Origin of the sequence: Sphingosinicella sp. YJ22 (assembly GCF_011320075.1) — a bacterium.
Lineage (GTDB): Bacteria > Pseudomonadota > Alphaproteobacteria > Sphingomonadales > Sphingomonadaceae > Allosphingosinicella.
The window spans coordinates 1-21,239 of the sequence record NZ_JAANPA010000014.1; the positions used below are offsets into that span (position 1 = coordinate 1).

Below are 21,239 nucleotides of genomic sequence, written 5' to 3' on the forward strand. Positions count from 1 at the left end.
GGATCGCCTCCGCCCGCACCGCCGCGGCAGGCGCCCCCGCGCGCACCGCGGCCGACGCCTTGCTCGGCCAGGGCCGGCATGCCGAGGCGGCCGAGCTCTACCGCCTCGCGCTGACCAAGACCGGCGAGGATGCCGATCTCGTCAACCTGAGGCTCGGCGAGGCGCTGGCGCTTGCCGGACAGACGGCGGAGGCGCAGGTGGCGCTTCAGGCGGTCGGCGGGCAACGCGCCGAGCTGGCGCGGCTGTGGCTGGTCTGGCTCGCCCAGCGCCCCGCGGCGCCTGTCGCCGGCTGACCGCGCGAACTTTTCCCCAACAATCGCGGCAAATGCCGTCCCGAAACGGTGCGCGGCGGCACTCGGCGCTTGGACGCGCGACGATGGCGGGCTAGCCTCGTCCGAATGGCGATGTGCGCCTTCCTCAAGGGCTGACCGCGCGTGCGTTTCGACGACATGATTGCGACGGTGCTGGAGCGTCCTTCCGGGCGCCCGGACGAGCGCGCCGCGCAATGGCGCCAGCTCGTCGACCTGCTCGCTCAGCGTCGCCAGGCGGCGGACGGCCCGGAGGTGGCGGCGGCCTATGCGTTCCTGCGCTCCCATCGCGCCGAGATTCCGCTCCAGATGCGGGAGCGGACCGCCGTCGCGCTCGTCGGCCTGCGCGTCGCGCCGGAACTGGTCGCATTCTTCGCCGAGGATCAGCCCGTGGTGGCGACCCCGCTGCTGCGCAGCGCCCGGCTCACGGGTCGCGAGTGGATCGACCTGCTGCCCGGCCTGTCGCCGACCGGGCGGGCGGTCCTGCGCCACCGCCGCGACCTCCCTCAGGATGTGCGGCAGGCGCTCGCCTCGTTCGGAAGCACCGATTTCGTGCTCGAATCCGACGGCGTCGCCGCGGCGGAGCAAGCCTCGGCGACGCTGACCGATGAAGACGCGGAGTCCGCGCCGCCCGAGGAGCGCAGCCAGATCTGGGAGCTGGTCGAACGGATCGAGGCCTTCCAGCGCAATCGCGACAGCGCGGTCCCCGAGTCCGCCGAGACGGCCGAGGAGTTCCGCTGGGAAACCGGTCCCGAGGGCGTGATCATGTGGGTCGACGGCGCGCCGCGCGGGCCGCTCGTCGGCCAGAGCATCGCGACAATCGGCGAGCACGGCCATTACGGCGTCGACGGCCAGGCCGCCGGCGCCTTCCACAAGCGCGCGCCGTTCCGCGATGCCCGCTTCAACGTCGCCGGCTATGGCGCCGCCTCGGGCGACTGGCGGATCTCGGGCGTTCCCTATTTCGACGTCCATCGCGGCAATTTCCTCGGCTATCGCGGCACCGCGCGCCGCCCGCGCCTCGGCGAGGTCGCCGCCGTTCCGGACGAGTCCGGCCTGTTCGGAAGCAACCTGCCGGCCGAAGCGCTTCGCCAGCTCGTCCACGAGCTGAAGACCCCCTTGAACGCGATCATCGGCTTCGCCGAGCTGATCGAGGGCCAGTATATGGGCCCGGCCGGCTCGCAATATCGCGGCCGCGCGGGCGAGATCGTCGATCAGGCGCGGCGCCTGCTGGGCGCGGTCGACGACCTCGATACCGCCGCGCGGATCGAGACCGCCCGCCCCGCTCCGGGGCAGAGCGAGGTCGATGCCGCCGCTCTCCTCGCCCGCCTCCACGAGGCCTACGAGCAGGACGCCGCCCAGCACCGCGCCGCCGTCGCGATCCGCATCGACAACGACCTGCCGCCCGCAGCCCTCGAGCCCGCCGCCGCCGAGCGCATGCTGTCGCGAATGCTCGCCGCCACCATCGGCCTCGCCGGCGAGGGCGAGACCATCCATGGCGATTTCACTCTGGGCCGGCGCGGGCGCGACGCCATGCTGTGCCTCGCCATCGACCGGCCCTTGGCCATCCACGGGCTGGACGAGATGGCCTTGCTCCATCCCGGCTACAGCCCGGACGGCGACTGGCCCGGAGCGCCGTCGCTCGGGCTCGGCTTCGCGCTTCGTCTCGTCCGCAAGCTCGCCGAGGCCTCCGGAGGCGCGCTTGAGATCGGCGAGGAGCGGTTCAGGCTCTATCTGCCGGTCGCCGCCCACGAGGCGCCGGCCAGCGGCAGCAGCGGCGCCGGGGCCGAAGCCTGACCGCCCACTGGCGCGCCGTCCACCGCTTCGCTATCGCTGAGGACGGCGGGGCCTGTAGCTCAACGGTTAGAGCTGGCCGCTCATAACGGCTAGGTTGGGGGTTCGAATCCCTCCGGGCCCACGCCCCCGCTGCGCGCCGCCGCCCGGCCAACCCAGCGCGCGGCGATTCCGCTTGGAAGCGCGGGCGCTTAGCCGCATGATGTCGCCGACATTCCTCTAGACCCGGGAGCGGCGGCGATGATCGAGGCTGTGTTGATGGCGGTGGTCGCGACGGTGCTTCTGTACCTCGCCATGAGCGTCAAGATCGTCCGCCAAGGCTATCACTACACGATCGAGCATTTCGGCCGCTTCACCGCGGTCGCCCGCCCCGGCCTCAATTTCTACCCCGCGGTCTTCTACCGCGTCGGCCGCCGAATCAACATGATGGAGCAGGTCCTCGACATCCCCGGCCAGGAGATCATCACCAAGGACAACGCGATGGTTTCGACGGATGGGGTGGTGTTCTTCCAGGTTCTGGATGCCGCGAAGGCGGCTTATGAGGTTTCGGATCTGTATGTGGCGATCCTCAACCTGGTGACCACCAATTTGCGCACGGTGATGGGGTCGATGGACCTCGACGAGACATTGTCCAAGCGCGACGAGATCAACGCCCGGCTGCTCGACGTGATCGACCACGCGACGACTCCGTGGGGGGTCAAGATCACCCGCATCGAGATCAAGGACATCCGCCCGCCGACCGACATCGTCAACTCGATGGCGCGGCAGATGAAGGCCGAGCGCGAGAAGCGCGCCGCGATCCTCGAGGCCGAGGGCCTGCGCGCCGCCGCCATCCTCAAGGCCGAGGGCGAGAAGCAGTCGCGGATCCTCGAGGCCGAGGGCCGCCGCGAGGCCGCCTATCGCGACGCCGAGGCGCGCGAGCGCGAGGCCGAGGCCGAGGCCAAGGCGACCCAGGTGGTCAGCGACGCCATCGCCGGCGGCAACGCCCAGGCGATCAACTATTTCATCGCCCAGAAATATGTCGAGGCGGTCGGCCAGTTCGCGACGTCGCCCAACGCCAAGACCATCCTGTTCCCGGTCGAGGCGACCCAGCTGATCGGAACGCTCGGCGGGATCGGCGAGATCGCCAGGGAGGCGCTCGACAAGGCCGGCTCGCGGCCGGTCGGAATCGTCGCGATGCCGGAGCAGAGATGAACCTCGGCGAGGTCGACGCCGCCTGGCTCTGGCTGGTCGCCGCCGCGGCGCTGGCGGCGATCGAGCTGGTCACCCCCGGCTTCTTTCTGATCTGGGTGGCCGGCGCCGCCCTGCTGACCGGGATCACCGCCTTCCTGCTGCCGATCGGCCTGCCCTTCCAGCTCGTCCTGTTCGGCCTGTTCTCGATCCTGTCGGTGATCGTCGGCCGCCGCCATTACGAGCGCGCGGCGCGGGCCGGCGGCGGCGACCCGCTGCTCAACGACCGCACCGCCCAGCTCATCGGCCAGGTCGTCACGGTCGTCGTCGCCATCGAGAATGGCGAGGGCCGGGTCCGCGTCGGCGACAGCGTGTGGTCGGCGCGCGGCCCGGACGTCGCCGCCGGCAGCCGGGTTCGGATCCACGGCGCCGACGGCAATTGCCTCAAGGTGACGCCGCTGCCGGCGCTGGACGAGGGCTAGGCGGTGGTCGCCGGCTGCGGGGTCGCCGCGGCGGTCGGACGGTTCTCCGGCTCGAACACGACGTCGACCTCGGTCTCGCCGCCGCGCGCGTCGGTCGCGCTGCCCTTGCGGCGGTTGTAGATCACCGCTCCGGCCGCGGCCGCTGCGCCGATGACGACCGCGCCGATCGCCGCCTTCTTCCACATCCCGCCCGAATCCATGATCGCTCCGCCGCCCTTCTCCTCCTCGAGCAGGATCGCGGCGTCGGCATTGGCGGTCAGCCGCACCTTGTCGTTCTCGACCGCCGCGACGAGGCCGCCGGAAATATAATGGTGGTGGTGGCTGTGCGAGCCGCTGTCGAGCTTGATCAGCTTGATCCGGTCTCCATCGACCTTGTCGACGGTGCCGACATGGACTCCGTCGGCGCCGATGATCTCCATATGCTCGCGAACCTTGCTGAGATCGGCCATCTGCTTTGCTCCTCCATCCTGGTTGGGTTTGCCGGTAGAACGTGCCGCGGCCGTCATGGATGCATGCGCCGGCCCGAAAGCCGGCACGCCCGGTCGGCCGCGGCCAAGCGGCGCGCGTAACCTATCCGGTAAAAACAACTTTCCTACAGCGTACCGTTTATGTTCTATACTGCCGGATGGGCGGGACTGATTCGGGGCGGCCGCAGCGGCGGCGGGTGGACGAGGCGGCAAAGGCGGGCTTCGTCGCCGCGCTGAGGAACGGGACGGCGCGGGACGAGGCGGCGGCGGCGCAGGGCTTCACCGCGGAGGCCTTCTATTACCTACGCAAGCGCGACGCCGTGTTCCGGCTCGCCTGGATCTGGGCGATCGACCTGTCGGCCCGCGACCAGCGCGAGGCGCAGCGGGCGGCGTCGCTCGCGCGGGAGGCCGAGGGCGACCCGATCGAGAGCAACAACAGGCGGATGCTTCAGCGGCGGCGGGCGCGCGGCATCCGCTTCACCGACAGCCGCAAGCAGGTCTATCTCGACCATTTCGCCGGCACCGCCGACCTCCAGGCCTCCGCCGACGCGGCCGGCGTTCACATGTCGACCGTGTACAAGCATCTGCGCATCGACCCGGTGTTCGCCGAGGGCAATGAGGACGCGCTTCGCCGCGCCTATGCGCTGCTCGAGGCGGAGGCGGTGCGCCAGCGGCTCGAGGCCCTTCGGCGGGCGCCGTTCGAGCCGCAGCCGATCGGCGAAGGCGCCAAGGAGTTCGAGCGGGTGATCCAGCTGCTTGCGCGGCTGGAGCGGCGCGACGGCCGCATCGGCATGCGCCAGCGCGGCCAGGGCGCGCTCAAGCGCTGGACCTTCGAGGAGTCGATGGCCCTGCTCGACAAGAAGCTCCGCGCCCTCGGCGCCCGCCGCCTCCCGCCGCCTTCGGAGCCCGTGGAATGAAGAAGCGCGTGAGGCCCTGACATGAACCGCGCCGAGCTGCTCGCCATATTGATCGACCTTCGCGCGCTGCCGCCGGAGCAGCGGCGAAAGGTGTGGATGGCGCTGCCCGATCCGGCGCAGCGGGCGATCCTGGAGGAATGGTGGTGGCAGGCGCATGGCGGCCAGGCCGAGCCCGACTGCGGGCCGAACGGCGATCCCTGGCGGGTGTGGGCGATCGTCGCCGGGCGCGGCTTCGGCAAGACCCGGGCCGGCGCCGAATGGGTGTGGGCGCGCGCTCGGGAGAATGAGGCGGCGCGCATCGCCCTCGTCGCCGCGACCCTGGACGAGGTCGAGCGGGTGATGATCCGCGGCGAGAGCGGCCTGCTCGCGCTCGCCCGCTGCGACGAGCGCCCGCGCTGGATCGCCAGCCGCCGAGTGCTGGAATTCCCGACCGGCGCGGAAGGCCATGCCTTCTCGGCCGAGGTGCCGGACAAGCTGCGCGGGCCGCAGCACCACCATGCCTGGTGCGACGAGCTCGCCAAATGGCCGAACGCCGACGCGACCTGGGACAATCTCATGCTCGGCCTCAGGCTCGGCGAGCGCCCGCGCACCATCGTCACCACGACGCCCAAGCCGGCGGCGCTCTTGAAGCGGATCCTCGCGCTCGATTTCACCGCGCGGACCGAAGGCCGCACCGCCGACAACCCCCATTTGCCGGCCGACTTCCGCGACGCGGTGACGGCGATGTACGGCGGCACCCGCCTCGGCCGGCAGGAGCTGGAGGGCGAGCTCCTCGAGGACCACGAACGCGCCCTGTGGAGCCGCACCCTGATCGACAAGGCGCGTGGGATCCTCCCCGGAGCGGGGAGGTGGCTCGGCGAAGCCGAGACGGAGGGGGCCCCGGGACTCGCGCTGACGGAGGGCCCCCTCCACCACGACGCTTCGCGTCGCGGTCCCCCTCCCCGTTCCGGGGAGGATTTTCGGCGGGTCGTCATCGGGCTCGATCCTCCGGCCTCGACCGGCGGCGATAGCTGCGGGATCGTGGTGTGCGGCCGGGACGCGGACGGCGTCGCCTGGGTGCTCGCCGATCTCAGCGCCGGCGGCCTGTCGCCCGAGGCGTGGGCGCGGCGGGTCGCCGAGGCGGCGGCGCAATATGGCGCGGGCCGGGTGGTCGCCGAGAAGAACCAGGGCGGCGACATGATCGCCAGCGTGCTTCGCGCGGTCGACGCCGACCTTCCCGTCCGCCTCGTCGCCGCGACCAAGAGCAAGGCCGCCCGCGCCGAGCCGATCGCGCTTCGCTTCGAGACCGGCCGCGCCCGCCTCGCCGGCCGCTTCCCCGAGCTCGAGGACCAGCTCTGCGCCCTCACCTGGAACGGCTACCAGGCCGCCGGCAGCCCCGACCGCGCCGACGCGATGGTGTGGGCGATGACCGAGCTGTTCGACAAGGAGCGCGGAAGGCCGAGTGTTCGGGCGTTGTAGGCAGTTCGCTCAACGTCCGCTTTTGACCCATCGCGGACATTCTCCAATGGCGTTGCAGCTATACTCGGGGGATGGGGTAGTCTACGTGCGGAAGCCTGCGCGGAGTTCCTTTCGCGCACACCGGGGGATTCCATGAAAAAAGTCTTTGCGCTTGCCGCCTGCGCGGCAGCCCTGATCTCGATCAGCGCCTCCGCGGCTGCCGCGGATGAGAATGATCGACGCGTGCAGGTCCAGAACCGCAGCGATCAGGCGATCCACTATCTGTACGCCTCCCCGGTCACGAGCAACAATTGGGAGGAGGATCTTCTCGGCCAGGGCACCGTCGCCGCCGGTGCCAGCGTGACCGCGAACATCGATAACGGCACCACTGAATGCAATTACGACTTCAAGGTCGTGATGGCGAACGGGCGCGAGCACATTACCCGCCGAGTCAACGTGTGCGTGGTTTCGCGTCTTGTCGTGACCAATTCGGGTGCCGCGGCACAATAACCAGAACAGCATCTAAAGAGGGGGAAGAGCATGAAATCGATTTTGTACGCTGGGGCCATGCTGGCCGCGTCCATGACACTCGCGTCCTGTGGTCAGGACGGCGCCGACCGGAACACCGGAGCGGCCGCCAATCAGTCCGCGCCCGCTGGCGGGACTTCCAGCAACGCCAGCGGCGAGGCAGCCGATGGCGCTCTCCAGGGCGGCGCTGCCCAGCAGGATTTCTCGGTGGTCAACAATACCGGTCATGTCGTGATGACCCTGAACGTCTCGCCCTCCAACGAGAACGAGTGGGGCCCGGACATTCTTGGCACCGATACGCTCGCCAATGGTGAAACGGCCGAGGTCACTTTCCAGCGTGGAAGCGACCAGTGCCTCTGGGACATCCGCGTCACCTACGATGACGGCGATACCGGCGACATGCGCGGCGTGAACCTTTGTGAGGTAGCGACGGTCACTTTGACGCCCTGATCCTGATCCGTCCTGCCGTTTTCGGGCGGCAGGACGGACGCCTATTAGCCAGCATTGCTCGCCGCCTCGGTGGGCGCAGCGATAGAAACCGGACATCGTCTGATCGAGAAGGGTCTCAAAGCAGCACGCGAGAAAAAGGGCGCTCAACCAGGGAAAGAATTGAGCGCCCGTCTCGTCGTCGGAGCCCGGTGAAAGAGGATGAAAACCGGGTGCCGGCACAACCCGTTAACCATCTCTAGGTTCCCGGTGTGTAGCTACATCATCGGACTCACGGTTCCGTCCGCTTCCGGCCAGAAGCAGACTCCAGCCCCCGCGGGGTTGGCGGATTTCCACCCCGAGCAGACGTCGAGGGTTAGCGCCTCACCCCCGCCGGTTCGCGGTCGCGAAGCCGTAGGCGCCGCCGACCACGGCGCCGACGATCGGGCCCACGAAGGGCAGCGGGATCGCGATCAGGGCGCCGATCCCGGCCGCGATCGCCGTTCGTTTCGCCACGGGATTGTCGAGCATGACACCTTCCTTTCGTGAAGGTGTATTATAGGAATAATACGGCTCGGCGCAAGGACCAGGACAGCCTAACGATAGACGTCCCGGCGATGGGCCACCCGCACGACCAGGATGGTGATGCGTGAATCCTCGATCCGCGCCACCACGCGGTAGTCGCCGATACGCCAGCGCCAGAAGCCGCCATGCTCTCCCTTGAGCGCCGCGCCGAGGCTGCGCGGATCGTCGAGCGGGGCGATGCGCGTCTCGAGCGTCCTGACGATGCGTGCCGCAACCGCGCGGTCGAGCTTTTTCAGCTCCTTGGCGGCGTCCGGGTGAAATTCAATCGTCCAGGCCAAGCTCGGTCTTCAGCTGCTCCAGCGGGATGGCGTCCCCCTCACGGAAACCGCGCATCCGCTCCTCGGCCAGGTAGAAATCCTCCAGATCGTCGAGATGGGTCTCGATCGCCTCGCGCGCGTAGAAGGTCTTGGTGCGTCCGGTCCTCGCGGCCAGCACTTCCAGCCGTCTCTCGGTTGCCTCGTCAAGTCGTACCGCAAGCATGGCGCGTCTCCTGCTATACATGTATATCATTGGGTGAGTCACGGCAAGGCGCCAGACGCGCAAGATCCGGCTCGACCCAGCCCAGCCGCGCCTGCGGCGAAAAGAGGAGGTCGCGGCTGTAGAAGCGAAGCGGCCAGTCGCGGCGGCCTTCGGGCTCGCTCAGGAGCGCGTTGACCCGGTCGGCGAGGCCCCTGCCCGCGCTTCGCGCCAGGGCGGCGCGGACGCCCGCGATGTAAACCTGGGTGATCGTCTCGTGATAGCCTTCGCTGTCGCTGTTCACGCCGCCGACGCTCTCATTGTAGCGGCGGATGAGGGTCGGCAGGTCGCGCTCGGGGGCGATGTCCGGGCGCTCGAGGATCAGCCAGGCGCAGGTCGCGAGATGGGCCTCGTGGGTCCATTCCGCCTTGGCCAGGGTACAGGCGATCATGCCCTCGCCCACCCGGCGGATGCTCGCATCGTCCGCGAACAGGCGCGGCTCGTGTTCGGTCGTCATGCGTGTCTCCCCAAAAAGAAAGGGAGCGCGCCGGCCCTCGCCGACACGCTCCCTGTAAATGCTCCCCTCCCGCCTGCGGGAGGGGAGGTTCGCGTCAGGCGGCGGTCACCTCCGGGCGGGCGACTTGAACCTGCCGGGCGCCGGGCGCCGAGGCACGGACGCCGTCGTCGACATGGGCCAGGAACTTGGCGAAATTGTCGTTGAACAGGGTCACCAGCTTGTCGGCGGTGGCGTCGTAATCGGCCTTGTCCGCCCAGGTGTCGCGCGGGTTGAGGATCTTCGAATCGACGCCCGGGACCGCGACCGGCACCTCGAAGCCGAAATTGGGATCCTTGCGGAACTCGGCGTTGTTGAGGCTTCCGTCGAGCGCGGCGTTGAGCAGCGCGCGGGTCGCCTTGATCGGCATGCGGCTGCCGACTCCGTACTTGCCGCCGGTCCAGCCGGTGTTGACCAGCCAGCAGGTCACGCCGCCCTTGGCGATGCGCTCCTTGAGGAGGTTGCCGTAGACGGTCGGGTGGCGCGGCATGAACGGGGCGCCGAAGCAGGTCGAGAAGGTCGCTTCCGGCTCGGTGACGCCGATCTCGGTGCCGGCGACCTTGGCGGTGTAGCCCGACAGGAAGTGGTACATCGCCTGGTCGGGGGTGAGGCGGGCGATCGGGGGGAGGACGCCGAACGCGTCGGCGGTCAGGAACACGATGTTCTTCGGCACCGGGCCCATATTCTCGGCGCTGGCGTTCGGGATGAAGTCGATCGGATAGGCGCCGCGGGTGTTCTCGGCGAGGCTGTTGTCGTCGAGGTCGAGCTCGCGGGTGACCGGGTCGATGACCACGTTCTCGAGCACCGTGCCGAACCGCTTGGTGGTCGCGAAAATCTCCGGCTCCGCCTCGGGCGAGAGACGGATCATCTTGGCGTAACACCCACCCTCGAAGTTGAAGACGGCGGTATCCGACCAGCCATGCTCGTCGTCGCCGATCAGGGTGCGGCTGGCGTCGGCGGACAGGGTGGTCTTGCCGGTGCCGGACAGGCCGAAGAAGACCGCGGTGTCGCCGTTCGGGCCGATATTGGCCGAGCAGTGCATCGGCATCACGCCCTCGACCGGGAGCAGGTAGTTGAGGATTCCGAACACCGACTTCTTCATCTCGCCGGCATAAGCGGTGCCGCCGATCAGGATCAGCTTGTCGGTGAGGTTGACCGCGATCACGGTCTCGCCGCGGGTGCCGTGACGGGCCGGGTCGGCCTTGAAGCTCGGCAGGTCGATGATCGTGAACTCGGGCACGAACTCGGCGAGGTCCTCCGGCTGCGGGCGGACCAGCAGGGTGCGGATGAACAGATTGTGCCAGGCGAGCTCGTTGATCACGCGCACCCGGACCCGGTGCTCGGGCTGCGAGCCGCCGAACAGGTCGGCGACGAACAGCTCGCTCTTGTCAGCGACGGCGGCGAGGAAATCCTGCTTGAGCGCGGCGAAATGGGCCGGCGTCATCGACGCGTTATTGTCCCACCAGATGGTGCTCTCGGTCTCGGAGTCGCGGACGATGAACTTGTCCTTGGCCGAGCGGCCGGTGTGCTTGCCGGTCTTGACGACGAGCGGGCCGTCCTTGGCGAGGATGCCCTCGCCGCGGCTCACCGCCTGCTCGACGAGCGCGGCCGGACCGAAATTCCAATTGAGCTTGGCGCCGGTCTCGATGCCCTGGTTGGAAAGCCCGTAAGCGGGCACGCGGTCGATCACCTGGATACTCCCTGCAATAGCCAATGCGAGCGTTGGGCCATGGTTTTGCCCCGCTCGTTCATGGCCCGGCCCCATATCGAAAGGGGGCCGATCCGTCAAAGGCTGGCAGGACGGGTAGCCTTGGGCCTACGCCACCGCTAAACCCGCCCGTTCCGGAACGAAGGGCCTGGTTTCGCGCATGGCGATCACGATCGCGCTCGTCGACGACGACCGCAACATCCTCACCTCGCTGTCGGTGGCCCTGCAGTCGGAAGGGTTCGTCACGCGCCTCTACAGCGACGGCGAGAGCGCGCTGAAGGCGCTCAGCGACAATCCGCCCGATCTCGCCGTGCTCGACGTGAAGATGCCGCGGATGGACGGCATGGAATTGCTCCGTCGCCTGCGCGAGAAGAGCGCGATTCCCGTCATCTTCCTCACCTCCAAGGACGACGAGCTCGACGAGGCCCTCGGCCTCGCCATGGGCGCCGACGACTATATCGCCAAGCCCTTCTCTCAGCGGCTTTTGATCGCCCGAATCCGCGCGGTGCTGCGACGGACCGAGATGCGCGCTCAGCCCGAGGGCAGCGGCGCGGAGGCCGAGGCGAGCGAGATCGAGCGCGGGCGCCTAAGCATGGATCCGGCCCGCCACCGCGTGCGCTGGGACGGCAAGGAAGTCGCCCTCACCGTCACCGAGTTCCTGATCCTGGAAGCGCTTGCGCAGCGGCCGGGCGTGGTGAAGAACCGCAACCAGCTGATGGACGTCGCCTATCAGGACGACATCTATGTCGACGACCGCACCATCGACAGCCACATCAAGCGGATGCGCCGCAAGTTCCGAGTCGTCGATTCCGAATTCAAGGCGATCGAGACGCTCTACGGCATCGGGTATCGCTTTGCCGAGGAGTGACCCGCAGGAGCTCTCGGTCAACTGGACCCGGCGGGTCTCGCTCCGCCACCGAATCCTCGCGGTCAACATCTTCGCCATCGCGATCCTCGCCGGATCGATCCTCTATCTCGACAGCTTCCGCAGCCGTCTCACCCAGGCGCGCGTCGAGCAGGCCGCGACCGAAGTGACGATGATCGCCCGCTCGCTGAGCCAGGTGCCCGATCCCCTCCACCAGCCCCTGCTGGTCCGCCTCGGCCGCGATAGCGGCGCCCGGCTGCGCATCTACAGCCCGGACGGAACCAAGCAGGCCGATAGCTGGTCTGACGCCGAGCCGACCTACCAGCTTCCCGACCCCGCCGACGAGCCGTGGCCGCGCTGGTTCGCGCGCGCTCTCGACAACGGCTTCGACGCGATCGTCGGCGCTCCGCAGCCGCCCTTGCTCGAGCTGCCGGAGGACGACCGCCTGCAGAGCTGGCCGGAAGCGATGGAAGCCCACGACCGGACGACCACGACGACGGCGCTTCGCCGCGCGCCGGAAGGCACCGCCTTCGTCACCGCGGCCGCGCCGATCGAAAGCGACGGGCGGGCGGTGCTGCTTCTCAGCGACAATGCCACCGAGATCCGCCGGGTGGTTCGCGCCGAGCGGCTGACCCTCGTCATCATCCTGGTCGCGACGATTACCGTATCGGTGCTTCTGTCCCGCTTCCTCGCCCGAACGGTGGCGGGCCCGCTGCGGCGGCTGGCGCTGGCCGCGCACCGGGTCCGGCTCGGCCGCTCGCGCGAGGTCGACGTGCCGCGACTTCCCGAGCGGCGCGACGAGATCGGCCTGCTCGCCCGAGCGCTCCACGACATGACGCAATCCTTGCGTCACCGCATCGACGCCACCGAGGCGTTCGCGGCCGACGTCACCCATGAACTCAAGAACCCCCTCGCTTCGCTTCGCTCGGCCGTCGACAGCCTGGAACGGACGCAGGACCCGGCACTCCAGGCGCAATTGCTCGACATCGTCCGCCAGGACGTCAACCGGCTCGACCGGCTCGTCGTCGACATCGCAGACACCTCGCGGGTCGACGCGGAGCTGTCACGCGCGCGCTTCGAGCCGGTCGATCTCGGCGCGCTGATCGACGTCATGCTGCCCGGCTGGGAACAGCGCGCGCAGGACGGGCAGCGAGTCGCCTTCGCCCGCCCGCAGGGCGGCAGCGCGGTGGTCATGGGGGATGAATCGCGCCTCGCCCGGCTCATCGACAACCTCGTCGACAACGCCCTGTCCTTCTCGCCCTCCGGCGGCCTGGTGACGATCCGCATCCTGCGCCAGCAGCACGACATGCTGGTCAGCGTCGAGGACGAGGGACCGGGCGTGCCCGCCGACCAGCGCGAGGCGATCTTCGGCCGCTTCCACAGCGTCCGCCCGGACGAGGATTTCGGCCGCCATTCCGGCCTCGGCCTCGCCATCGCCAAGGCGATCGCCCAGGGCCATGGCGGCAGCATCGAAGTCGGCGACCGTCCCGACGGACGGCCCGGCGCCTGGTTCCAGCTGCGCATACCGGTGGGGCAATCATGAGCGAGACGGTTCACGCGACTTGCGTTTCGATCGGCGGGCGGGCGGTGCTGATCTTCGGCCGCTCGGGCGCGGGCAAATCCGACCTCGCGCTGCGCCTGATCGACCGCGGCGCCACGCTCGTCAGCGACGACTACACGATCGTCGCGGCGCGGGGCGGCGCCCTTGTCACGTCCCCGCCGGCGACGATCGCCGGCAAGATGGAGCTTCGGGGTGTCGGCATCATCGACCTGGCGCATGACAGCGGCGTGCCCGCCGCACTGATCGTCGATCTCGACCACGATCCGGACCGCTTGCCGGAACCGGGCACCCGTGACATCGCCGGAGTCGCCATCCCCGTAATAACCCTGCACGGCCTTGAGCCGTCGGCACCCATCAAGGTAGAGAAAGCGCTCCTCCTTCACGGACTCGGCTCCTCTTGCCCGCCCTAGCCCATCCTCAGCGCCTCCTGCTCGTCACCGGCCTGTCCGGCGCCGGCAAGTCGACCGTGCTTCGGACCCTCGAGGACGTGGGCTGGGAAGTCGTCGACAACCTGCCCCTGTCACTGCTCAATCACCTGCTCGCGACGCCGCCGGGATCGGGCGGCGGCGAGCAGAGGCCGCTGGCGATCGGTCTCGACACCCGCACCCGCGGTTTCGACGCCGAGCGGATCGTGCGGCAGGTCAAGAAGCTCGCCAGCGACGACCGCTACCCGGTCGAGCTGCTCTATCTCGACTGCGCCGGAACCGAGCTGCTGCGCCGCTATTCGGAGACGCGCCGCCGCCATCCGCTGGCTCCGGACCGCCCCGCGACCGACGGCATCGCCGAGGAGCGCGAGCTGATGGCGCCGCTCCGACGCTGGGCCGATCATGTCATCGACACGACCGACACCGACTCGAACGCTCTGCGCCAGGCGATCCGCACCCGCTTCGCCGGCGGCGGCGACATTCCGCATCTGTCGGTGGTATCGTTCGGCTTCGCGCGCAGCGTGCCGCGCAACGCCGACCTCGTGTTCGACATGCGCTTCCTCAGGAACCCGCATTGGGACGAGGCGCTGAGGCCGCTGACCGGCACCGACGCCGCTGTCCGCGACTATGTCGCGGCCGACGAGGCCTACGACTCCGCGCTCGCGAAGATCGAGGACCTGCTCGTCACCCTGCTGCCGCGCTACCGGGCGGAAGGAAAATCCTACGTGACGGTGGCTTTCGGCTGCACCGGAGGGAGACACCGCTCGGTCCATGTCGCCGAACGGGTCGCCGCACGGTTGCGCGAGGCGGGTTTTTCGCCCACGGTCGAACATCGTGATCTCGCGCTCCCGCCCCGCGACCAGCTGGAGGGCGGCGGCGAGACCGAGATGGCGGCCCGGGGGCGAGCCGCCGAACTGTCCAAGGTGAGTGAATGATTGGTCTGGTTCTGGTGACGCATGGGCAGCTTGCCCGCGAGTTCATCGTCGCCATGGAGCATGTGGTGGGGCCGCAGGAACGAATCCTGCCGGTCTGCATCGGTCCCGAGGACGACATGGAGGCTCGCCGCGACGACATCGCCAAGGCGATCGCCGCGGTCAACGAGGGCAACGGAGTCGTCATCCTCACCGACCTGTTCGGGGGGACCCCGTCGAACCTCGCCATCTCGCTGATGAAGTCGGCCGAGATCGAGGTGATCGCCGGCGTCAACCTGCCGATGCTGATCCGCCTCGAAGGTGCGCGCAAGACGATGGACGTCCGCGCCGCCGTCGCCGCAGCGCGCGAGGCGGGCCGCAAATATATCTCCGTCGCTTCCGAGGTGCTCGGGGAGACGGCGGGTTGAGCTCGGCCTCGCGGACCGTCGCGGTCACCAACAAGCGCGGCCTGCACGCGCGGGCGAGCGCCAAGTTCGTGACCCTGGCCGCCTCGCTACCCGCCCAGATCGAGGTCGAGAAGGACGGGTCGAAAGTGTGCGGCACCTCGATCATGGGCCTGATGATGCTGGGCGCCGCCAAGGGCGACACGATCGTGATCAGCGCGGCGGGCGACGGCGCCGAGGCGGCGCTCGACGCGCTCGCCGAGCTGGTCGAGGCCCGCTTCGGCGAGGAATGAGCGGGCGCGCATGACCCGCCAGATCACCGCTTTCTCAAACCCGCTGATCAAGCAGGTCCGCGGCCTTCGCGAGAAAAAGAACAGGCGCGCCGAGGGGCTTTTCCTCGCCGAGGGGCTTCGCATCCTGACGGAAGCGCGCGAGGCCGGCCGGCTTCCGGAGGTGCTGCTGTTCGCGAGCGGGCATCGCCACCCGCTTCTCGACGCGCTGATCGAGGCGACCGCGGCGGCCGGCGGCGACGTCGTCGAGACCAATGCCGAGATCATCGGCAAGATCACCGCCAAGGACAATCCGCAGACCGTGATCGGCGCCTACCGAATGTTCGGGGGCAGGCTAACGGATCTCGACCGCGGCGCGGCACCGTTGTGGGTCGTCGCCCAGGCGCTGCGCGACCCCGGCAATATCGGCACCATCCTGCGCACGGGTGATGCGGTCGGCGCGGGCGGGCTGATCCTGATTGACGACTGCGCCGATCCCTTCTCGGTCGAGGCGGTGCGGGCGTCGATGGGGGCGATCTTCACCCAGAAGGTCGCGGCGGCGCCCTGGCCGGACTTCGTGCGCTGGCTTCGCGAGGGGCCGGGCACGCTGGTCGGCACCAGCCTTAAGGCGACCCACGATTATCAGGAGCCGCGCTATCCGGCGCCGACCTTCATCCTCGTCGGCAACGAACAGGCAGGGCTTCCCGAGGCCTATGAGCAGGAGTGCGACCTGCTCGTCAAAATGCCGATGCTGGGCAAGGCGGACAGCCTCAACGCCGCGGTGGCGACCGCGGTGATGGCCTATGAGGTGATCAACCAGCGGCGCCACACCGGGAAATCCCCAGATTGACGTAACCCCCTGTAAAGCTCTTGTGGATCAATGTGCTGGCGCGGGAACTCCGCCGGCGATCGGGGACTTCGGGGGCGTGATGGACGGGGACGGTTCAACCAAGGTGACCATGCCGAAATGGCCGGCATGGATCATGCTCGCGGTGATGGCGGCGAGCGCCTATCCGGCACTGACCGCGAGCGCCCCAAGCGCGGCCGCGGCCGAGAAGCCGGCGCCGGCGCAAGGCCAGGCCCTCAAGCTCGCCAACTGAGCTTCGCGCCGCTGCCGGTCAGCAGAACTTCATCTGACAGCCCTCATTGGACCGGATGTGAAACATCATCCGCTCCTCGCTCTTTGCGCACTCGCCCCGCTTGCGGCCTGCACCGCGCCGATCATCGATAGCCCCGTCGCACCCGCGGTTCCCGCAGCCCCTGACCGAACCACCTACCGAGCGCTCGGCACCGAGCCTTTCTGGAACGTCACCATCGTGGACGGACGGATGGTCTACCAGGATGCGGAGCAGCGGGTGATTAACGTGCCCACGCCCGAGCCGCGGCCGAGCTTCAACGGGCGGCGCTACGTTAGCCAGCGCCTGACGATCGACATCACGCACGGCCGCTGCAGCGACGGGATGAGCGACCGCGTCTATGCCGACACCGTGCTGGTCCTTGCCGACGGCCGCGAGCTGCGCGGCTGCGGCGGCGCGATCCTGCCGCCGGCGACGCTTGACGACACGAGCTGGCGGATCGTCGCGATCGACGGCGCCGACGTGTCGCGCGAGGACGGCTACGAGATTCAGTTCGAGGCGAACCGGCTGAGCGGCCGCGCCGGCTGCAACCGCTTCGGCGGTTCCTATCGGGTGAGCAGCGACGGCTTCCAGGCCGGGCCGCTGGCGATGACCCGGATGGCCTGCCCCGGTGCTCGGATGGCACATGAGCAGGCCGTGGCGCGGCTCCTCGCGGGGCGGGTGCGGCTCTATTATCCCGACGGCGACACGCTGATCATGCGCGGGGTCGCCGGCGGCGAGATCCGGCTAAGGCGGTCGATCTAGGCTATTCGGCCGCGGGCGGAAGCTCGGCCAGCTTGGTGAGCGGGCGCGGGCTGACCTCGACCACCGGCAGCGGCTCGATCTCCTTGGCGCCGCTCGCGACCTCGAGGGCCTCGAACCGCTTGGCCTGGCTCATCACCTGGCTCTCGAGGCTTCCGACGAAGGCATTGTAGGCGTTGGTCGCCAGACCGAGATTGCGGCCGACCTTCTCGACATGGCTGCCCATCGTGGCGATGCGGGAATGAAGCTCCTTGCCGAGGCGGGCGATCTCAGCGGCCTGCTCGGCGAGATTCTCCTTGCGCCACTCCATCGCGATGGTGCGGGCGAGGCCGATGAGGTTGATCGGCGTCGCCAGCAGCACCCGCCGCTCGAACGACCAGTCCCACAGCCGCTCGTCCTGCTCGAGCGCCGCGGTGAGGAAATGCTCGCCGGGAATGTACATGACGACATAGTCGGCGGCGTCGCCGAAGCGGTCCCAGTAATTCTTCGAGCCGAGCTGCTCGGCATGGCGGCGGATCGAGGCGGCATGCGCCTTGAGGTGCGTTTTGCGGGCATCGTCGTCGGCCGACTCATTGGCGTCGAGGAAGGCGTTCAGCGAGCATTTGGCGTCGATGATCAGCTTGCGCCCGCCGGGCAGGCGGACGATCACGTCGGGGCGCAGGCGGCCGTCGTCGGTGTCGACCGACACCTCGGTCTGGAAATCGGCGAAGGGCGACAGGCCGGCCTGCTCGAGCACGTTCTTGAGGCTCTGCTCGCCCCAGCGGCCGCGCGCCTTGGGGCTGGCACGCAGCGCGTGGACGAGGTTGCGGGTCTCGTCGCGGACCTGGGCGTGGCCCTCGTGGAGCATCTTCACCGCGGCCTGGAGCTCGCCATAGCTGGCGTTGCGCGACTTCTCGATCTGGTCGAGCTTCTCGTCATAGCGCTTCAGAGTGGTCTCGACCGGCTGGAGAAGCGCCTTCAATTTCTCCTCGCTCTGCTTCTCGGCATGGCCGAAGCGCTCGGCGGCCTGCTTAAGGAACTTGTCATGGGCGCCGTCGACCGCCTTCGAGGCGAGATCGGCGAAGCGCGCCTCGACCTTAGTCTCCAGCTCCTTGAGCTGGGCGAGCTGGGCGTCATGGGCGCGCTGGCGCTCCGCCTCGCCGCGCTGGAAGGCGGCGACCTGCTCGCCGAGCGTGCGGCTGCGCTCGCGCTCGCCGGCAAGCTGCGCCTCGACATCGCCGAGACGCTTCACCTTCTCGGCTTCCGCGGCGAGGTTGACGACGGCCTCGTTGAACTTGCCGCGCCAAGTCTCGCCCTCGGCGCGAAGCGCGTCGCGCTCGGTCCGCGCCTCGTCCCGCTCCTTCTGAGCAGCGACGGCCGAGCGGCTGCCTAGCCACCAGCCGAGAAGGACACCCGCCGCCATCGCGACCGCCACAACGATAATATCTAGTAGTTCCATTGCCGCCCTTCCTAAGGTGGGCGGCCGGAGCCGCCCCACCACAAGCGCCTGATTAAGCCTCGGCTACGGTGCCTTCGGTTTGGAGAGCACCTTCACCGCTTGCTCAGCCTCCGCCAAACTAAAGTAAGGCGGTGACAAAGGGACAAGGTTGCCGTCAGCGTCCCGAACGACGGCGCGCCAAGAGAAATCCCTGTCCAAATGCGGGAAAATTGGTGGTTCATCCATTCTCGCCTCCCTCACTCTCGCAAGGTTGCGGGGATCGCCGGACCTGAGGTGAAGGCCGCTAGGGATGAGATGAGGCTCCACGCCAACCAGGGGCAATGGTCTCACTTAAACGCCTGCGGGGGCTCGCAACAAGCACAGCGGATTGGATGCTTCGATCGGCTGATTAGGGACCCATGCGCTGCCTCCCTTAATCGTCGAGCTCAGGCGCTCGCATCGCAATCCTACTTCATTCCCGCGCAGGAACAAGACGTGAACCGATCAAACCTGTGGATAGCGTCGATCCCTGAGCGTCCCGTTATGGTTAACCCGCGGTTGACTCTGCGGGGTGGCAGGCCCAGCCTCCTTGCCGCTCCGCAGGGCAAGCCTGCCAGCAGAGGGGGACAGCATGCCGATCAGCAGTTCGATTGCGGTCGATTTCCCGGGCCGCGGCTACGAGAATCACAAGGGCAAGGGCGTCGGCCACCAGAAGCGCGCCGAAGAGGAAATGGCCGACGGCCATTACACGATCCGGGTCACCGGCGTGGACCACGACAATCCGACCGCGGTGAGCCAGACCTCCACGCCGACCACGCTGGCCGACGGCAGCAGCGTCATCACCGAAGTGCGCCAGGGCTCGATCTCGACCGGCGCGGACGGCCTCACGCTCGAGACCGACAACAACAACGGCCGCCTGCGCTACCACACGGTGCTGGACAGCGATCAGCAGGTCACGCTGGGCGATCTCGACGCGCTCAACTTCGACTATATCGTGCACAGCTCAGACCGCAGCGACGTCATCCCGGTGATCCGGCTGGTCATCGACGCGGACGGCAACCTCGCCACAACCCACGACCGCGGCGAGCTGGTGTTCGAATGGGCCTATCAGGGCTTCGGCGCGGTGACCCAGGGCAGCCTTCAGCATGCCGATCTGGTCGGCGGCGACTGGGTCGCCTGGCAGCGCTCGAACGGCCAGAACTGGGACCAGATCGCCAACATGACCGAGTTCAGCGATTGGGCGGACGCCGACGGCCACACCGTGGTCGGTGGGCTCACGTTCAACGAGGACAGCCTCGTGCTCGGCTGGAGCATCGCGCTCGGCTCGGGCAACGGCACCGGCACGATGTCGATCGACAACGTCCAGTTCGCCGGTGTCACCACCGACTTCTACGGATAGGGGGGACGAGGCGGTCGGGCCCGATGGTCCGGCCGCCTCGTGTCGGCAGGCTCAGGCGGCCTTCTTGCCCTGCTCGCGGCGCAGCTTGGCGAGCTTCTTCAGGAGCATCTCGCGCTTCAGGCGCGACAGATGGTCGATGAAGAGAATGCCGTTCAAATGGTCCATCTCGTGTTGGAGGCATACGGCGAGCAGGCCGGTGATCTCCTCCTCGCGCTGCGTGCCGTCGCGGTCGAGCCAGCGCGCGCGGATTCGGTCCGGGCGATCGACCTCGGCATACATTTCCGGTACCGACAGGCAGCCCTCGTTATAGGGCACGTCATGGTCGGAGGTGGAGAGGATCTCGGGATTGACGAAGACGCGCGGGTCGCGGACCGGCTCGCCCTCCTCCGTCTCCTGCTCCTGGAGGTCGATAACCAGCACGCGCTTGGGAACGCCGACCTGGATTGCGGCGAGGCCGATTCCGGGGGCGGCGTACATCGTCTCGAACATGTCGTCGATCAGCCGGCGCAGGTCGTCGTCGACCTGGTCAACAGGCTTGGAAATCTGCCGCAGACGCGGATCCGGAACTTCGACGATGGGGAGGATGGCCATGCGCGGAAAATAAGGTTTGGGGCTGCGGGAATCAAGGAAATGCGAGGCTCAAACCCTTCGCTCGGGACGAGCGAGGGGTTTTGCGATCACTACGAAACCGGCCGTCTCGCTCGCAAGGCCTGCGCCAGGGTGCCCTCGTCGAGATAGTCGAGCTCGCCGCCGACCGGGAGGCCGTGGGCCAGCTGGGTCAGGCGCACCGGCATCCGCTCCAAGCGATCGGCAAGATAGTGGGCCGTGGTCTGGCCCTCGAGGGTGGCGTTCATGGCGAGTACGACCTCGTCGATACCGCCGGCGGCGACGCGGGAGACGAGGCTGTCGATGGCGAGGTCCTCGGGACGCACGCCTTCGAGGGCCGAGAGGCGGCCGCCGAGGACGTGGAAGCGGCCGGGGAACAGGCGCGAGCGGTCAAGCGCCCATAGGTCGGAGACCCCCTCGACCACGCACAGCAATTTGGCGTCGCGGCGCGGATCGGAGCAGACGCCGCAGGGATCGCGCGTGTCGACATTGCCGCAGGTCGAGCAGACCGACAGCCGGTCGGCGACATTGGTGAGCGCGGCGAGCAGCGGGCGAAGCGCGGTCTCGCGCTTCTTGATGAGATGAAGGACGGCGCGGCGGGCGGAGCGCGGGCCAAGGCCGGGCAGCCGCGCCAGCGCCTGGGTCAGCGCGTCGAGTTCGGGGGACGACATGGGGAG

The 21,239-nt window shown here is 68.6% G+C and carries 25 protein-coding genes, 1 tRNA gene and 2 pseudogenes; 19 read left to right on the forward strand and 9 right to left on the reverse strand.

Annotated features, from left to right (window positions below; translation table 11 throughout):
* From G7B71_RS06775 to G7B71_RS06795, 5 genes and pseudogenes are all read left to right on the forward strand, one after another.
* Window positions 1-293: pseudogene (locus G7B71_RS06775) on the forward strand (tetratricopeptide repeat protein); the annotation flags it as partial.
* A 141-nt stretch (window positions 294-434) separates the two neighbouring features.
* Window positions 435-2,102: a HAMP domain-containing sensor histidine kinase gene (locus tag G7B71_RS06780; protein ID WP_166039218.1), complete on the forward strand. Its 1,668-nt coding sequence runs from the start codon at window positions 435-437 to the stop codon at window positions 2,100-2,102.
* A gap of 48 nt (window positions 2,103-2,150) precedes the next feature.
* Window positions 2,151-2,223: transfer RNA gene (locus G7B71_RS06785), tRNA-Ile, on the forward strand.
* Between the two features lie 116 nt (window positions 2,224-2,339).
* On the forward strand, window positions 2,340-3,293 hold the full coding sequence (locus G7B71_RS06790) for an SPFH domain-containing protein (protein ID WP_166039220.1): 954 nt from the start codon (window positions 2,340-2,342) through the stop codon (window positions 3,291-3,293).
* The gene (locus G7B71_RS06795; protein ID WP_166039222.1) at window positions 3,290-3,751 is read left to right on the forward strand and encodes an NfeD family protein; all 462 of its coding nucleotides are present in this window, start codon (window positions 3,290-3,292) and stop codon (window positions 3,749-3,751) included. Before G7B71_RS06790 ends, G7B71_RS06795 begins: the two co-directional genes overlap by 4 nt.
* Before the next feature lie 215 nt (window positions 3,752-3,966).
* Here G7B71_RS06795 and G7B71_RS15645 read toward each other — a convergent pair.
* Window positions 3,967-4,200: pseudogene (locus tag G7B71_RS15645) on the reverse strand (DUF2171 domain-containing protein); the annotation flags it as partial.
* Window positions 4,201-4,415: 215 nt separating this feature from the next.
* Here G7B71_RS15645 and G7B71_RS06805 point away from each other — a divergent pair.
* The 4 genes from G7B71_RS06805 (at window position 4,416) to G7B71_RS06820 (ending at window position 7,550) form a co-directional block, all read left to right on the forward strand.
* Entirely contained in the window at window positions 4,416-5,135 is a 720-nt protein-coding gene (locus tag G7B71_RS06805) for a hypothetical protein (RefSeq protein WP_166039226.1), read from the forward strand.
* 21 nt (window positions 5,136-5,156) lie between these two features.
* A complete protein-coding gene (locus G7B71_RS06810; protein WP_166039228.1) occupies window positions 5,157-6,593 on the forward strand; it encodes a terminase family protein in 1,437 nt (478 codons plus the stop codon).
* A 132-nt stretch (window positions 6,594-6,725) separates the two neighbouring features.
* Window positions 6,726-7,082 (forward strand): hypothetical protein, encoded by a 357-nt coding sequence (locus tag G7B71_RS06815; protein WP_166039230.1) that lies wholly within the window; start codon window positions 6,726-6,728, stop codon window positions 7,080-7,082.
* A 30-nt stretch (window positions 7,083-7,112) separates the two neighbouring features.
* Complete coding sequence (locus G7B71_RS06820; RefSeq protein ID WP_166039232.1) at window positions 7,113-7,550, forward strand: hypothetical protein; 438 nt, start codon at window positions 7,113-7,115, stop codon at window positions 7,548-7,550.
* A gap of 360 nt (window positions 7,551-7,910) precedes the next feature.
* Here the strand turns inward: G7B71_RS06820 and G7B71_RS06825 are convergent, their stop codons facing one another.
* From G7B71_RS06825 to G7B71_RS06845, 5 genes are all read right to left on the reverse strand, one after another.
* Window positions 7,911-8,057 carry a hypothetical protein gene (locus G7B71_RS06825; protein ID WP_166039234.1) on the reverse strand — a complete coding sequence of 49 codons (147 nt, stop codon included), beginning with the start codon at window positions 8,055-8,057 and terminating at the stop codon, window positions 7,911-7,913.
* A 65-nt stretch (window positions 8,058-8,122) separates the two neighbouring features.
* Window positions 8,123-8,389 carry a type II toxin-antitoxin system RelE/ParE family toxin gene (locus tag G7B71_RS06830; protein WP_166039236.1) on the reverse strand — a complete coding sequence of 89 codons (267 nt, stop codon included), beginning with the start codon at window positions 8,387-8,389 and terminating at the stop codon, window positions 8,123-8,125.
* The gene (locus tag G7B71_RS06835) at window positions 8,373-8,591 is read right to left on the reverse strand and encodes a TraY domain-containing protein (RefSeq protein WP_166039239.1); all 219 of its coding nucleotides are present in this window, start codon (window positions 8,589-8,591) and stop codon (window positions 8,373-8,375) included. Before G7B71_RS06835 ends, G7B71_RS06830 begins: the two co-directional genes overlap by 17 nt.
* A 13-nt stretch (window positions 8,592-8,604) precedes the next feature.
* Window positions 8,605-9,084 (reverse strand): hypothetical protein, encoded by a 480-nt coding sequence (locus G7B71_RS06840; RefSeq protein ID WP_166039241.1) that lies wholly within the window; start codon window positions 9,082-9,084, stop codon window positions 8,605-8,607.
* 94 nt (window positions 9,085-9,178) lie between these two features.
* The gene (locus G7B71_RS06845; RefSeq protein ID WP_166039243.1) at window positions 9,179-10,810 is read right to left on the reverse strand and encodes a phosphoenolpyruvate carboxykinase; all 1,632 of its coding nucleotides are present in this window, start codon (window positions 10,808-10,810) and stop codon (window positions 9,179-9,181) included.
* Window positions 10,811-10,988: 178 nt separating this feature from the next.
* Here G7B71_RS06845 and G7B71_RS06850 point away from each other — a divergent pair, with 178 nt between their 5' ends.
* From G7B71_RS06850 to G7B71_RS06890, 9 genes are all read left to right on the forward strand, one after another.
* Window positions 10,989-11,696 (forward strand): response regulator transcription factor, encoded by a 708-nt coding sequence (locus tag G7B71_RS06850; RefSeq protein ID WP_166039244.1) that lies wholly within the window; start codon window positions 10,989-10,991, stop codon window positions 11,694-11,696.
* Window positions 11,683-13,236 carry an ATP-binding protein gene (locus G7B71_RS06855; RefSeq protein ID WP_166039245.1) on the forward strand — a complete coding sequence of 518 codons (1,554 nt, stop codon included), beginning with the start codon at window positions 11,683-11,685 and terminating at the stop codon, window positions 13,234-13,236. Before G7B71_RS06850 ends, G7B71_RS06855 begins: the two co-directional genes overlap by 14 nt.
* Window positions 13,233-13,664, forward strand: a complete 432-nt coding sequence (locus tag G7B71_RS06860) for an HPr kinase/phosphatase C-terminal domain-containing protein (RefSeq protein WP_166039246.1) — start codon at window positions 13,233-13,235, stop codon at window positions 13,662-13,664. Before G7B71_RS06855 ends, G7B71_RS06860 begins: the two co-directional genes overlap by 4 nt.
* The gene (rapZ, locus tag G7B71_RS06865; protein ID WP_243406142.1) at window positions 13,652-14,614 is read left to right on the forward strand and encodes an RNase adapter RapZ; all 963 of its coding nucleotides are present in this window, start codon (window positions 13,652-13,654) and stop codon (window positions 14,612-14,614) included. Before G7B71_RS06860 ends, rapZ begins: the two co-directional genes overlap by 13 nt.
* Window positions 14,611-15,018 (forward strand): PTS sugar transporter subunit IIA, encoded by a 408-nt coding sequence (locus G7B71_RS06870; RefSeq protein WP_166039247.1) that lies wholly within the window; start codon window positions 14,611-14,613, stop codon window positions 15,016-15,018. Before rapZ ends, G7B71_RS06870 begins: the two co-directional genes overlap by 4 nt.
* Entirely contained in the window at window positions 15,015-15,287 is a 273-nt protein-coding gene (locus G7B71_RS06875) for an HPr family phosphocarrier protein (protein WP_166039248.1), read from the forward strand. The genes G7B71_RS06870 and G7B71_RS06875 overlap by 4 nt, the downstream gene beginning before the upstream one ends.
* Window positions 15,288-15,297: 10 nt before the next feature.
* Entirely contained in the window at window positions 15,298-16,113 is an 816-nt protein-coding gene (locus tag G7B71_RS06880) for an RNA methyltransferase (protein ID WP_166039249.1), read from the forward strand.
* Window positions 16,114-16,216: 103 nt separating this feature from the next.
* A complete protein-coding gene (locus tag G7B71_RS06885) occupies window positions 16,217-16,363 on the forward strand; it encodes a hypothetical protein (RefSeq protein WP_166039251.1) in 147 nt (48 codons plus the stop codon).
* Between the two features lie 57 nt (window positions 16,364-16,420).
* Window positions 16,421-17,143, forward strand: a complete 723-nt coding sequence (locus G7B71_RS06890; RefSeq protein ID WP_166039252.1) for an META domain-containing protein — start codon at window positions 16,421-16,423, stop codon at window positions 17,141-17,143.
* Window position 17,144: 1 nt separating this feature from the next.
* Here G7B71_RS06890 and rmuC read toward each other — a convergent pair whose 3' ends face one another.
* The gene (gene rmuC, locus G7B71_RS06895; protein ID WP_243406143.1) at window positions 17,145-18,542 is read right to left on the reverse strand and encodes a DNA recombination protein RmuC; all 1,398 of its coding nucleotides are present in this window, start codon (window positions 18,540-18,542) and stop codon (window positions 17,145-17,147) included.
* A gap of 646 nt (window positions 18,543-19,188) precedes the next feature.
* Between rmuC and G7B71_RS06900 the strand changes: the two genes are divergently transcribed.
* Window positions 19,189-19,956, forward strand: coding sequence for a hypothetical protein (locus G7B71_RS06900; protein ID WP_166039256.1), 768 nt, complete (start codon window positions 19,189-19,191; stop codon window positions 19,954-19,956).
* A gap of 51 nt (window positions 19,957-20,007) precedes the next feature.
* Here the strand turns inward: G7B71_RS06900 and def are convergent, their stop codons facing one another.
* Both def and recR read right to left on the reverse strand, forming a co-directional pair.
* Window positions 20,008-20,547 (reverse strand): peptide deformylase, encoded by a 540-nt coding sequence (gene def, locus G7B71_RS06905; RefSeq protein ID WP_166039258.1) that lies wholly within the window; start codon window positions 20,545-20,547, stop codon window positions 20,008-20,010.
* Between the two features lie 89 nt (window positions 20,548-20,636).
* Window positions 20,637-21,233 (reverse strand): recombination mediator RecR, encoded by a 597-nt coding sequence (gene recR, locus G7B71_RS06910; protein ID WP_166039260.1) that lies wholly within the window; start codon window positions 21,231-21,233, stop codon window positions 20,637-20,639.
* Window positions 21,234-21,239 lie beyond the last annotated feature (6 nt).